The organism is Streptomyces sp. NRRL WC-3618 (assembly GCF_001280005.1).
Classification (GTDB): domain Bacteria; phylum Actinomycetota; class Actinomycetes; order Streptomycetales; family Streptomycetaceae; genus Streptomyces.
In genome coordinates this window covers 1-325 of the sequence record NZ_LGDW01000339.1, presented here as the reverse complement: position 1 = coordinate 325, position 325 = coordinate 1, and the positions used below count along the sequence as shown (strand labels likewise).

Sequence of the window (325 nt, the reverse complement as noted above, 5' to 3'; positions counted from 1 at the left end):
CGCTCTCCTTCCTGGTCAGCTACCGGAGCCGACGGACTTGAGGACGCCCACCGGGTACCGGTTCGCCGCGTCCGGCTGGTCGTTGTTGACGGTGTTCGAGACCTGCCAGCCCACGCGGAAGGTGAGGCGGATCGCGGTCATGTCCTGCTGGGCCAGGTTGTAGATGACCTTGCCCTCGGCGTCGGTGATGACGGCCTGGTCGAGGACCTTCATCGTGATGTCCTGCCGGACCCCGACGAGGAACTGCGACCAGTCGCCCGCGAACAGGCGGACGCCGTCGACGCCCGCGCCGCCGGCCATCGGCCACATGCCGCGCATCGGGTAG

At 68.6% G+C, this 325-nt stretch carries 1 pseudogene; it reads right to left on the bottom strand.

From position 1 onward, the window contains the following. Positions 1-15: 15 nt before the first annotated feature. A pseudogene (locus ADL01_RS24920) lies at positions 16-325 on the bottom strand (phage major capsid protein); the annotation flags it as partial.